Source organism: Micromonospora taraxaci, assembly GCF_007830095.1.
GTDB lineage: Bacteria > Actinomycetota > Actinomycetes > Mycobacteriales > Micromonosporaceae > Micromonospora > Micromonospora taraxaci.
Genome location: NZ_VIWZ01000001.1, coordinates 870,835 through 882,226, shown reverse-complemented (window position 1 = coordinate 882,226; position 11,392 = coordinate 870,835). Strand labels below are relative to the sequence as shown.

Here is an 11,392-nt window from a genome sequence, read left to right as displayed (position 1 = left end):
CCTTCCGGAGGTCGTCCCGCAGGTGGTAGGGGCAGCACTACGGAGGAGAGGCGGGGCTTCGGGATGGGGGCGGGAGGTCCGGATGCCTAGCCTTTTGGCATGACCGCCGTTGCCGCCACCAGCGAGCCACCGACTCTGGCGCCGAGCATCCCCCGCCAACTCTTCCTCGACTCCGGGTACGTGCTGCTCGGCCTGCCCCTGGCGCTGGCCAGCTTCATCGTCCTGATCGTCGGCCTCTCGGTCGGCGTCGGCCTGGTGGTCACCGTGATCGGCCTGCCGATCCTCAGCGGCACCCTGTACGCGGCCCGCGCGCTGGCCGACGTCGAGCGGCTGCGGCTGCCCTCGGTGCTCCGTCAGCCGCGGATCCGCCCGCACTACCGACTCCCCGAGGCGGGGGCGAACGCCTGGCGGCGGATCTTCGTGCCGATGCGGGACGCCCAGTCCTGGCTCGACCTGGCACACGGCATCCTGCGGCTGATCGCGGCGGTCGGCACCTTCGTGGTGACGGTGGCGTGGTGGGCCGCCGCGATCGCCGGCTCGCTCTACTGGGCGTACGACTGGGCCCTGCCCCACCCCTCCGGGGAGGGCGACCAGGATCTGGCCCAACTGCTCGGCCTGGGGGACTCGACCACCGCCCGGATCGGCCTGAACACCGCGCTCGGGGTGTTCTTCCTGATCACCCTGCCGATCGTGGTCCGGGGCTGCGCGCTGCTCCAGGCCAGCTTCGCCAAGGCCATGCTCACCGGGGTGGCCGAGATGCGGGACCGGATCACGGTGCTGGAGGAGCAGAAGCGGGCCGCCGTGTCCGCCGAGGCGTCCGCGCTGCGCCGGTTGGAACGCGACATCCACGACGGCCCCCAGCAGCGGCTGGTCCGGCTGGCGATGGACCTCAGCCGTGCCCGGATGCAGCTCGCCTCCGACCCGGAGGCGGCCGGCCGGACCATCGACGAGGCGGTCACCCAGACCCGGGACACGCTGGCCGAGTTGCGGGCGCTGTCCCGGGGCATCGCCCCACCGATCCTGGTCGACAGGGGCCTGCCCAGCGCCCTGGCCGCCATTGCCGCCCGCGGGCTGGTCCCGATCGAGCTACAGGTGGATCCGCAGCTCGGCACCCCGGCCGGGCGGCTCGACCCGGCGGTGGAGAACACCGCGTACTTCGTGGTGGCCGAGGCGTTGACCAACGTCGCCAAGCACGCCCGGGCCACCGAGGCCACGGTGGCCGTCGCCCGGCACGGCGCCCACCTCCAGGTGCGGGTGGGTGACGACGGACAGGGCGGCGCACACCTCGCCAAGGGTCACGGTCTGGCCGGAATCGCCGACCGGGTACGGGCCGCCGGCGGTGAGCTGACCGTGGTCAGCCCGAGCGGCGGCCCCACCGAGGTCCGCGCCGACCTGCCGCTGTGAACCACCGAAAGGCAGCCCCGACGTGGTAGACAACACAGCCATGCGCATCGTGATCGCCGACGACGCCGTCCTGCTCCGCGAAGGGCTGGTCCGGCTGCTGACCGAGAGTGGGCACCAGGTGGTGGCCGCCGTCGGGGACGGCGACGCGCTGGTCGAGGCGGTGGTGGAGCACCAGCCCGACGTGTCGATCGTCGACGTCCGGATGCCGCCGTCACACACCGACGAGGGGCTGCGGGCGGCGGTGGAGGCCCGTCGGCTGGTGCCGCGTACCCCGATCCTGGTGCTCTCCCAGTACGTCGAGGTCTCGTACGCCGATGATCTGCTCGCCACCACCGGCGGCTCCGGTGGTGGGATCGGTTACCTGCTCAAGGACCGGGTCGCGGCGATCGACGAGTTCCTGGACGCCCTACGCCGGGTCGCCGGCGGCGGCACGGTGCTCGACCCGGAGGTGGTCGGTCAGCTCTTCGCCCGCCGCCGCCGCGACGACCCGCTGAGCGAACTGACCCCACGCGAGCGTGAGGTGCTCGCGTTGATGGCGGAGGGGCGTTCGAACACCGCCATCGCCCGCGCCCTCGTGGTCAGCGACGGGGCGGTGGAGAAGCACGTACGCAACATCTTCACCAAGCTCACCCTGCCGCCGGACACCGAGCAGCACCGTCGGGTGCTGGCCGTCCTCACCTATCTGCGGAACTGACCTGCCGGGCCAGGGTCACCGCGTCGGTGAGGGTGTCGGCCACCGGGTGACCGGAGGCGCGCAGCCGGGCCGGGTCGGTGAACCCGCCGGTGTAGAGGACCGCCCGGCCGCCCACTGCGTTCGCCGCGTCCGCGTCGTCGATGGAGTCACCGATCAGCACCACCGAGGTGCCGTCCACGCCCAGCTCGGCCAGGTGCAGTTGGAGCGACTCGGCCTTACGGCCGCCGCCGACAGTGGCCCGCAGCCCGTCGACCCGGGCGAAGTGGCCGGTCAGCCCGTACGTGTGCACGGTCGGCACCAGCTCCTCGTGGAACCACATGGAGAGCAGGCTCTGGCCGCCCGGCCAGGCGGCCATCGCGGTGCGCGCGTCGGCGGCCAGCTCACAGGTGGTCAACCCGGTGCGGTACGCGTCGTGGAAGATCCGGTCCAGTCGGCCGAACTCGTCGTCGTCGACGGCCTGGCCGAGCACCTCGGCGTAGTACTCGGCGATCGGTCGGCGGAACCGCACCCGGTGCTCGTCCAGGGTGACCGTCGGCCCGCCGAGGCTGGCGAAGACGACGTTGGTGGCGGACACCACCAGGCTGAGGTCGTTGAGCAGGGTGCCGTTCCAGTCCCAGACGAGGTGCGGGTGCGCAGTGGTCATCAGAGCACCCTAGGCCCCGTTTCAGAGCTGCGGCGTGGTCAGGTCCCGCAGCAGCCGGTCCTCCTCGACCCGCCAGTAACCGTGCTCCTTGCCGTCCAGCATCACCACCGGCAGCCGGTCCCCGTACTCCCGCTCCAGGCCCTCGTCGCCGGTGACGTCCCACTCGACCCACTTGTCGCCGGTGACCGCCACCACCCGGTCGAGCGCCGCCTTGGCGTCGTCGCACAGGTGGCAGCCGGGTCGGGTGATCAGGGCGAGCCGGGCGTCAGTGGCCATCGGTTACCTCCGTGCGGGTGTCGGCGGGTGCGGACGCTCCGGCCGGGGCCGCCGACCGGAGCTGGGTCTTGCGTACCTTGCCGATCGCCGAGTGGGGCAGGGCGTCGACGATCTCGACGGCGGTCGGGCACTTGAACCGGGCGAGGTTCCGTGCGCAGTGGGCGAGCAGGTCGTCGCTGGTCACCGGTCGCCCCGGCTTCGGCACCACGTACGCCCGCACAGTCTCGCCGGTCCGCGGGTGCGGCACACCCAGTACCGCCGACTCGGCCACCTCGGGGTGCCCGGCCAGCACCAACTCGACCTCGTGCGGATAGACGTTGAATCCGTTGACCAGGATCAGCTCGCCGAGCCGGTCGACCAGGAAGAGGTCCCCGTCCTCGTCGGCGTAGGCGATGTCCCCGGTGCCCCACCAGCCGTCGGCGTCGGGCCCACCCCGACCGTCGGGCCAGTAGCCGTCGAAGAGGTTGGGGCCGCGCACGACGATCTGCCCCGGGTCGGTGCCCGGCGTCATATCGGAGATGTCCAGCTCGTCCGGGTCGTCGTCGGGGACGGCAAGCCCGTCGCGCCAGAGGTCCACCCCGTCGGCGCCGACCAGGCGTAACCCCACCCCGGGCAGTGGACGGCCGATCGAGCCGGCCTTGGCCACACCACCCACCAGGGTGGAGGTCAGCACCGGGGCGGTCTCGGTGAGGCCGTACCCGATGTGCACCTGATGCCCGGTGGCCTCGGTGAAGCGCGCCGCGACCGGGGGTTCCAGCGGCGCCGCGCCACAGACCGCCACCCGCACCGACGCGGTCGCCGCGCGGGCCGTGGGGGCATCGGCCCAGGTCAGGAACATCGACGGTACGCCGACCAGCACGGTGACCCGGTGCCGGGCGATCTCGTCCAGCCCTGCGGTCGGGCCCAGCTCGTCGAGCAGCACCCCGGTTGCGCCGTTGTCGATGACGGCACCGAGCCCCGAGTTGAGCCCGTACGCGTGGAACAGCGGCAACGCGAGCAGCACAGTATCCGCCGGCCCGACCACCGGCGGTTCGATCCCGTCGACCTGCTGGAGGTTGGCGAGCAGCGCCCGGTGCGAGAGCATCGCCCCCTTGGGTCGCCCCTCGGTGCCGGAGGTATAGAGCAGTACCGCCAGGTCGGTGCCGCCTCGGCGCGGGCGGGCCGGGCCGGGTGAGTCGGCTGTCGGCGGCGTGCTGTGCACGGCGACGAGCGCGGGCAGTTCGGCGGTCAGGTCGGCGACGAGGTTTCGGATCTGGTCGGTGGCGACGAGCACCGACGCGCCGGAGTCGGACAACACGTGCCGCAGTTCCGGTGCGGTGAGGCCGGGGTTGACCGGCACGGCGACCAGTCCCGCCCGCAGAGCGCCGAGCCAGGTGACCACGAAGTCGATGGTGTTCGGCAGCGCGATCGCGACGCGTGGCGGCGTACCGCCGGGGTCGGTGTGCGGGGCGGCGGCGGACAGACCGCGCGCGGCGGCGTCCACGGCGGCGTCCAGGTCGGACCAGCTGACCGTCTGGTCGCGCCAGTGCAGCGCGGCCCGGTCGTTGCGGTCGTGAGCCGCCCGGCGGACCCGGTCGGCGAGGTTCGGCGCGGGGTTTACCGAGGCGTCCTGCACGGTGATCGAGTCTGGCACAGCGGGCGACGACAGGCCACGCCCGACGGGTGGGTCCGCGCCTGGGCGGCGACCCCGCGAGAGTCCCACTGACGGGACTGCACCGTGTGCCATGGGCGACCCGATCGGGTCCTGCCGATGGGACGGGCGACGCCGTCCACAAGCGCTTCGGCGCGCCCGTTCGACCACCCGACGCGACGGGCCGACCGAACGTCCAACAAGCCCCCGATCAGGTAATCCATCGTGGAACAGCGTGCGAACGGAAAGTCAAACGCACACGACGGACAACCGGTCCGGCATTGGTGCGACGGAGCGGGAAATACTTCCGCCTTGTGTAACGGACTTGCCACGCGCGGGTGACGTTGGCCCTATCATCACTCGGGTCGGGTCACCCCATTTGCCGTGAGTCGACACCCCTCAGCCCGAGGAGGCCCCCGTGCCTGTGAGCGCATTGGACCAGCACCTCCAGGGGAATTGCCGCCCGTCGGCAATCCCCGCGACCGTTCTGCCCGACCGGGAGCCCGGTCGGCCCGTCCCGACGACCCACAGACCGACCCGTCCGACCGACAACGGGGCGGGGGCAGCACGGTGACCACCTTCGGTTACGCGGAACGCCCGCTCGGCCTGACCGGTCAGCCGGCTCGCTCCCACGTCAACGAGCGACCCACGGCCCGTTCCCCGCTGGACGATCCACACGGCACCGCCGTGCGGGGCGACGGCGCGGCGCAGCGGATCCGCAGTCGGCCACACACCAACGAACCCACACCGCGCCCGTCGGTGCCCGGCGGCAACGCGAAGACGCCCGGGGGCCGGGTCGGTGCACCCCCCCGGCCGTTGCCCGCGCAGGGCCGACGGGGAAGCGACACACCCGCGGTGACTACCGACCCGGCGGCGGGCGAGACGGCGGTGATTCCGGCGGTGCCGGCGGAGACGGCGGTGATTCCGGCGGTGCCGGCCGAACCCGCCACCACCCCGACCGGGTTCCCGAGCCGCCCGGACCCGTCCGACCCGGCCACCGAGGTCTGGACGCTGATCGAGCGGGCCCAGGCCGGCGATTCCGAGGCGTTCGGCCTGATCTACGACCGGTATGTGGACACTGTCTTCCGGTTCGTCTACTTCCGGGTCGGCAACCGCCAACTCGCCGAGGACCTCACCTCGGACACCTTCCTGCGCGCGCTCAAGCGGATCGGCAGCTTCACCTGGCAGGGTCGCGACCTCGGCGCCTGGCTGGTGACGATCGCCCGCAACCTGGTGGCGGACCACTTCAAGTCGGGCCGGTACCGGCTGGAGGTCACCACCGGCGACGTGCTCGACGCCGACCGGGAGGACCGGGGCCCCGAGGGCAGCCCGGAGGCCGCGGTGGTGGAGCACATCACCAACGTCGCGCTGCTCACCGCCGTGAAGCAACTCAACCCGGAGCAGCAGGAGTGCATCGTTCTCCGCTTTCTCCAGGGTTTCTCGGTCGCCGAAACGGCCCGCGCCATGGGCAAGAACGAGGGCGCCATCAAGGCCCTCCAGTACCGGGCGGTTCGCGCCCTGGCCCGACTCCTCCCGGACGGCTTCCAACCGTAGATTGTTTCGAGAGACCGATGGATGTCGATCAACGTCTGCCCAGCTCAGAGCCGGTGCGGCACGGTGACAACCATCACTTTGTGTAATTTCCGCCCCGCCTGGCCCGTAACCCGTGCCCGGTCCGCCGCGTTTCTCCGGGTGCGACCGGTGGAGGTCCCGGCAGGCCCGGGCACCGAGGTCCCACCGGTACGCCGGCGGCACCTCACCTCCGTGGTGTCACACTGCCGCCCGGTCGCTGGCAACGACGGCGGCCGACCGGCCGTGACCAGCGAGAGGAGGTGCCTGCGGTGGACGACATCCTCTTCTCCCGCCGGCGCGCCGAGCGCTTCGCGCAGCTTCTCGACGAGGCCAACGGGGCTCGGCGGCACCACGTGCGATCGCGGGTGGACGCCCAACTCGCGCCACTCGTAGCGGTGGGCCAGCGACTCAGCGTCGATCCCCCGGCTGTCGAGGTGAACCCGGAATTCCGGACCGGCCTGCGGGCGATGCTGCTCGCGACGGCCGAACGGGAAGGGCTGGGCACCGCCCCGGCAGCCAGCGAAGCGGCCACCACGACGACCCGCGGGCGGCTGCTACCGGCGGTCACCGCGCGGCGGGCCCGAGCCCGGGGCGCGATCCTGGTCGGCATCGCCGCCGGCGCCATCGCTGTCTCCGGCATCTCCGCCGCCAGCGAGAACGCGGTGCCCGGCGACGCGCTCTACGGCATGAAGCGCTCGACCGAACGCGCCCAGCTCGCCCTGGCCAGCTCGGACATCAGCCGCGGCCAGCTCTTCCTGGACTTCGCCCGGACCAGGCTCGGCGAAGCCGCCAAAATGCGCGGCGACCGGATCGGCTACAGCGCGGTCCTCGACGACATGGACGCCGACACCCGGCAGGGCGTCCGCCTGCTCACCTCCGCCGCGGTGCAGCGGGCCGAGCCGGGCAGCCTGGACACCCTCAACACCTTCGTCGCAAGCCAACGTCGCGCGGTGAGCGGCCTGCTCGACGGGAGCACCCGCGCCGACCGGGAACGCACCCAGCGGTCGCTGCTCCTCCTGGACGACATCCGGGAACGTTCGGACTCGCTGCGCGCGGCAATCGCCTGCGGCCTCCCGGCCCCGACCACCAGCGACACCCTCGGGCCCGATCCGAAGGCCTGCCCCGGGTCCCGCTGATCCCTATACCGCACGTCCGACCGGCCGCGCCACAGTTCGTTGTGTGCTCGGCCGGTCGACCGTCTGCGGCGGATACCCTCGCTGGGAGGCATCCGTCGTACCGGTGAGGAAGGGAGTCGCGTGGCGCGCAGCCGTAAGGTGACGGTCAGCACCGACGCCGAGGGGCACACTGCGGGCTGGGCGGAGACCGACCTGGCTCCGGCCACCGCACCGGACACGGCGGCCGCGGCGTTCTTCGACGTGGACAACACGATGATGCAGGGCGCGTCGATCTACTGGTTCGCCCGTGGGCTCGCCTCCCGCAACTACCTCACCACCGGTGATCTGGCCCGATTCGCCTGGCAGCAGCTCCGGTTCCGGCTGCTCGCCCGGGAACACGCGGGTGACATGTCACTGGCCAAGGAGGCCGCGCTGGCCTTCGTGCAGGGCTGGCGGGTCGACGAGGTGGAGCACCTCGCGGAGGAGATCTTCGACGAGATGATGGCTCCCCGGATCTGGGCCGGCACCCACCAACTCGCACAACGCCACCTGGACGCCGGCCAGCGGGTGTGGCTGGTCAGCGCCGCCCCGGTGGAGATCGGCCGGGTGATCGCCGCCAGGCTCGGTCTCACCGGTGCTATCGGCACTGTGGCCGAGGTGCTGGACGGGGCGTACACCGGGCGGTTGGTGGGTGACCTGATGCACGGGCCGGCGAAGGCCGAGGCGGTCACCCAGCTCGCCGCGGTGGAAGGGCTCGACCTGACCCGCTGCGCCGCCTACAGCGACTCCGCCAACGACCTGCCGCTGCTCTCCGCGGTGGGCAGGGCGGTGGCCGTCAACCCGGACGGCAGCCTGCTGCGTCAGGCCCGCCGGCACGGTTGGGAGGTCCGGGACTTCCGCACCGGCCGGCGGGCGGTGAAGATCGCGGTGCCGTCGACAGCGGCAGCCGGGTTGGTCGCCGGCGCGGTCACCGCCGGCCTGACCCTACAGCGACGCCGTCGCGCCGGCTGACCTCACGCGTCACGCTGTCGCGTTGGCCGGCTGTCGTGTTGGCCGGCTCAGGGGCCGAACGGGTCGGGCCGTCGCTCCAGCAGCGTGTGCACGGTCTGCTGGATGGTCTCCCGCACCTGGTCGGCGAGGTTGAACACCACCAGCGGGTCGTCCGCCGAGTCGGTCAGGTGGGCGGTGGGGATCGGCGGGCAGAACTCGATCAGCCACTTGCTCGGCAGCGGCACCATGCCCAACGGCCCGAGCCACGGAAAGGTCGGCGTGACCGGGAAGTACGGCAGCTTGAGCAGCCGCGCCAGCGGCTTGATGTCGGCGAGCATCGGGTAGATCTCCTCGCCACCCACGATGGCGACCGGCACGATCGGCGTGCCGGTGCGCAGCGCCGCCGAGACGAAACCGCCCCGCCCGAACCGTTGCAGTTTGTACCGGTCGGCGTAGAGCTTGCCGATCCCCTTGAAGCCCTCGGGGAACACGCCGACCAGGTCACCCGCGCCGAGCAGCCGCTCCGCGTCCGGGTTGCAGGCCACAGTGCCGCCGGTCTTGCGGGCGATCTCGGAGACCACCGGCATCCGGAAGACCAGGTCGGCGCCGAGCAGACGCAGGTAGCGGTGCGCGGGGTGCTTGTCGTGCAGCGCCGCCGAGAGGATCAACGCGTCCAGCGCCACAGTCCCCGAGTGGTTGCCGACCACCAGGGCAGGCCCGTCGACCGGCACATGCTCGACACCACTGACCTCGGTGCGGAACCAGTCGCGGTAGAGCAGCCGCAGCAGCGGGTGGAAGACCGCGTCGGTCAACTCCGAGTCGAAGCCGAACTCGTCGACCTCGTAGTCACCAGAGAGCCGCCGGCGCAGGAACGCCAGACCGTTCGCGACCTTGCTGTCCCAGTGGTCCCCCGGCCGGTCCGCCACGGCCGGCTCGGTGCCACCCGACATCCCAGCGTCCGCGGGGTCGCCCGCGTTCGCGACGGGCTCGTCGGTGGCAGCGGTGTCGACCTCGTCGGCAGGCGGCGTCGGGGGCGGGGTCGGCGCGACCCGCGCGACCGGCCGGTGCCCGTTACGCCGCGCCGGCTCCGCGTCCGGCGCGGGCGACTGCTGCGGTACGTCGAAACGCCCGACCCCCTGCGGGTCACGTCCCTCCGCGGGCCCGTTCATGACGACCGTTCCCGTACTGCCGCGCGGACCTGTCGGATGCCGTCCCGGACGAGCTGTTCGGCAACTGCCAACTGGTCCCGGGTGACCACCACCCCACCGTGGTGGGCGCGGATGAAGTCCTCGAACGCTTCGGCGGTGGAGCGCGGCGTGAAGCCGTACTCCTGCTCCAGCCGGCTGGTGTCGACCACGCGGCCGTGCACGAAGAGGTCGACCTGGTCCAGGCCGTAACGGCCGAAGCCCATGGTGCGGGCCAGTGCCGCGGCACCGGAGAGACCCGGTTCCAGCACCGGCACAGCCACCCGGCCGGCCCGCCGGATCGCCTGCGACAGCGACAGCACCCCCGGACCGGCGACGTTGTAGGTGCCGGGATGGTCCTCGACGATCGACCGGTGCAGCACCTCCAACGCGTCGTCGAAGTGCAGGAACTGCAGACGGGGGTCACGGCCGAAGACGGTCGGCACGAACGGCTGCGCGAAGTAGCGGGTCAACGTGGTGTCGGCGGTCGAACCGATGAACGGCGCGAAGCGCAGCACCGTCGCGGTGACGTCGGGCCGGCGGCGGCGGAAGCCGCGAACGTACCCCTCGAGGTCGAGAATGTCGCGGCCGAACCCGCCGCGTGGCACCTCGCGCGGTTCGGTCTCCTCGGTGAAGACCGCCGGGTCCCGGAACGAGACCCCGTACGCGGCGGTCGACGAGCGGACCACGAGCTTGCGCAGCCGGGGTGCCCGTTGGCAGGCGGCCAGCAGGTGCATGGTGCCGATGACGTTCTGGTCCTTCATGGCCGACCGACCACCGTGCTGCTGGTCGGGGGCGCTGACCAGCGCGAGGTGCACCACCGCGTCGACGTCCAGATCGGCGAGGAGGCCGCCGAGCGAGTCGCTGTCGAGGCGGATCCTTTCGACCCGGTCCAGCAGGTCGGTGAACTCGGTGCCCGAGTCCGGGGCGTCCACCCCGATGACCCGTTCGATCCGAGGATCGGCGGCCAGTCGGGCCGCCACGTGGGCGCCCAGGTAGCGGCCCACCCCGGTGACGACGACGACCCCCGGAGCACCTGAGGTGCCACCGGGGGTCATCTGACGCACCTACCCCGGCAGGAAGGACCGAGCCGGGACGACCACGGCCTGATCACCTGAGCCTCCGGGGATCGACAGTTAGGCAAGTGACGCCGAACGCCGGGCGTAAGCCCGGCGGCGATCACTTGCCGAGACGGCGACGCTGGACGCGGGTCTTGCGCAGCAGCTTGCGGTGCTTCTTCTTAGCCATGCGCTTACGGCGCTTCTTGACCACCGAGCCCATACGACAGCCTTTCGATACAACGTGCGGGGCGGACCGGATGACACCACGCAGGTGGCGACGGCGACCGCTTGCGGACAACGGACCGGACCAGTCTGGGCGGCGGGGCGCACCTGTGGGGTCTCGGTCGGGCTCCAGGGTAGCCGGAGAGCGTAAGCCGGACCAACGCGCCCCCGTCGATGCCGGTTAGGTGGCACTCGGAGGGCGGGGCGGTGGCTCAGGCGGTCTCCTGAAAAGCACCCCGGAGATATTCGTGCACCGCATGCTCTGGCACCCGGAATGAGCGGCCGACCCGGACGGCGGTGAGCTCACCGCTGTGCACCAGGCGATAGACCGTCATCTTCGACACCCGCATGACCGTCGCCACCTCAGCAACGGTCAGGAACTTGACCTCCGACAGCCGTCCGTCGGACTGCGACCCGGCCATGGCTCACCGACCCATCCCATGCCCGGCGCGTGCCAACCCGACGGATGCTCCGGGCCGGGCCGACGACGCGCGTGTTACCAGTACGGTAGCGGGGCGGTTGTGACCGGCGCGATCCCTTCGTACAACTGATCATGTTTCTCCTCACCGGTTCACCCGATCCGTGCTCCCGGTTTCCGCCC

12 protein-coding genes are annotated in these 11,392 nt (G+C 71.9%); 5 read left to right on the top strand and 7 right to left on the bottom strand.

What is annotated here, in order from left to right:
• Nucleotides 1-99: 99 nt before the first annotated feature.
• Together FHU34_RS04200 and FHU34_RS04195 are read left to right on the top strand one after the other, a co-directional pair.
• Complete coding sequence (locus FHU34_RS04200) at nt 100-1,404, top strand: sensor histidine kinase (protein ID WP_145778786.1); 1,305 nt, start codon at nt 100-102, stop codon at nt 1,402-1,404.
• 40 nt (nt 1,405-1,444) lie between these two features.
• Entirely contained in the window at nt 1,445-2,098 is a 654-nt protein-coding gene (locus FHU34_RS04195) for a response regulator (protein WP_145778785.1), read from the top strand.
• On the opposite strand, the gene FHU34_RS04190 is transcribed toward FHU34_RS04195, so the two are convergent.
• Genes FHU34_RS04190 through FHU34_RS04180 form a run of 3 tightly spaced genes read right to left on the bottom strand, consistent with a single transcriptional unit; the run spans nt 2,079 to nt 4,632 of the window.
• Nucleotides 2,079-2,741, bottom strand: coding sequence for an HAD family hydrolase (locus tag FHU34_RS04190; RefSeq protein WP_145778784.1), 663 nt, complete (start codon nt 2,739-2,741; stop codon nt 2,079-2,081). The genes FHU34_RS04195 and FHU34_RS04190 overlap by 20 nt on opposite strands.
• Before the next feature lie 21 nt (nt 2,742-2,762).
• Entirely contained in the window at nt 2,763-3,017 is a 255-nt protein-coding gene (locus FHU34_RS04185; protein WP_030329740.1) for a glutaredoxin family protein, read from the bottom strand.
• Nucleotides 3,007-4,632: an AMP-binding protein gene (locus FHU34_RS04180; protein WP_425280561.1), complete on the bottom strand. Its 1,626-nt coding sequence runs from the start codon at nt 4,630-4,632 to the stop codon at nt 3,007-3,009. Before FHU34_RS04180 ends, FHU34_RS04185 begins: the two co-directional genes overlap by 11 nt.
• A gap of 585 nt (nt 4,633-5,217) precedes the next feature.
• On the opposite strand from FHU34_RS04180, the gene FHU34_RS04175 reads away from it, so the two are divergent.
• The 3 genes from FHU34_RS04175 (at nt 5,218) to FHU34_RS04165 (ending at nt 8,345) form a co-directional block, all read left to right on the top strand.
• Nucleotides 5,218-6,201 (top strand): ECF subfamily RNA polymerase sigma factor, BldN family, encoded by a 984-nt coding sequence (locus FHU34_RS04175; RefSeq protein ID WP_145778782.1) that lies wholly within the window; start codon nt 5,218-5,220, stop codon nt 6,199-6,201.
• A gap of 278 nt (nt 6,202-6,479) precedes the next feature.
• Nucleotides 6,480-7,355, top strand: coding sequence for a DUF5667 domain-containing protein (locus tag FHU34_RS04170; RefSeq protein ID WP_208744921.1), 876 nt, complete (start codon nt 6,480-6,482; stop codon nt 7,353-7,355).
• Between the two features lie 120 nt (nt 7,356-7,475).
• A complete protein-coding gene (locus FHU34_RS04165; RefSeq protein ID WP_145778780.1) occupies nt 7,476-8,345 on the top strand; it encodes an HAD family hydrolase in 870 nt (289 codons plus the stop codon).
• A gap of 47 nt (nt 8,346-8,392) precedes the next feature.
• Here the strand turns inward: FHU34_RS04165 and FHU34_RS04160 are convergent, their stop codons facing one another.
• The 4 genes from FHU34_RS04160 to FHU34_RS04145 all read right to left on the bottom strand — a co-directional run bounded on the left by FHU34_RS04160 (nt 8,393) and on the right by FHU34_RS04145 (nt 11,213).
• Nucleotides 8,393-9,274: a lysophospholipid acyltransferase family protein gene (locus FHU34_RS04160; RefSeq protein WP_145785431.1), complete on the bottom strand. Its 882-nt coding sequence runs from the start codon at nt 9,272-9,274 to the stop codon at nt 8,393-8,395.
• A gap of 215 nt (nt 9,275-9,489) precedes the next feature.
• Nucleotides 9,490-10,566, bottom strand: a complete 1,077-nt coding sequence (locus tag FHU34_RS04155; protein ID WP_145778779.1) for an NAD-dependent epimerase/dehydratase family protein — start codon at nt 10,564-10,566, stop codon at nt 9,490-9,492.
• Nucleotides 10,567-10,687: 121 nt separating this feature from the next.
• Entirely contained in the window at nt 10,688-10,789 is a 102-nt protein-coding gene (locus tag FHU34_RS04150) for a 30S ribosomal protein bS22 (protein ID WP_007465623.1), read from the bottom strand.
• Nucleotides 10,790-11,003: 214 nt separating this feature from the next.
• A complete protein-coding gene (locus tag FHU34_RS04145; RefSeq protein WP_007465625.1) occupies nt 11,004-11,213 on the bottom strand; it encodes a helix-turn-helix domain-containing protein in 210 nt (69 codons plus the stop codon).
• Nucleotides 11,214-11,392 lie beyond the last annotated feature (179 nt).